Here is a 623-nt window from a genome sequence, read left to right as displayed (position 1 = left end):
GGTAACTTCGAGAACCTGGTTCCTAGCACCACGCCTGCGGTGACTGACGTTACCGATACCATCGACACCTCGACTGTCAGCCTGACCGCAACGTCCACCGTCGCGGAAGGTGGCACCGTGGTTTACACCGCCTCGGTCAACGCACCGGTCACTGATGCTCCGCTCGTCGTGACGTTGAGCAACGGCCAGACCATCACCATCCCAGTCGGTGCCAGCTCCGCTTCGGTGAACTTCGTTACGCCAAACGACGCCCTCGCGGGCGGCGACAGCCTGAGCGTCAAAATCGACGACGCCAAGGGCGGCAACTACGAAAAACTGGACATCGACGGCAAGCCTGCCGACACCACCGTCACAGACACTCAGGACACCACTGGCCTGACCTTGAGTGCAACCGATAGCGTCGCCGAAGGCGGCTCCATCGTTTACACCGCCACCCTGACCAACGCCGCTGGCTCGCCAGTGACCGTCACCTTGAGCAACGGCGCTGTGATCAACATCGCTGCGGGCGCCACCACTGGCACCGTCACTGTCGATGCGCCAAAAGACGACGTCTACAAAGACGCCGGCAAAGTCGAAGTCAGCATCGATAAAGCCACTGGTGGTAACTTCGAGAACCTGGTTCC

General features: G+C 60.8%; 1 protein-coding gene. It reads left to right on the top strand.

Annotated features, from left to right (window positions below; translation table 11 throughout):
• On the top strand, positions 1-623 hold a 623-nt coding region (locus tag F7R20_RS31460), incomplete at both ends, for an immunoglobulin-like domain-containing protein (RefSeq protein WP_212613444.1).

Origin of the sequence: Pseudomonas brassicacearum subsp. brassicacearum (assembly GCF_008801605.1) — a bacterium.
Taxonomy (GTDB): domain Bacteria; phylum Pseudomonadota; class Gammaproteobacteria; order Pseudomonadales; family Pseudomonadaceae; genus Aquipseudomonas; species Aquipseudomonas brassicacearum.
Note: the sequence above shows the minus strand (reverse complement) of the source record. Positions and strands in the feature narration are given on the sequence as shown.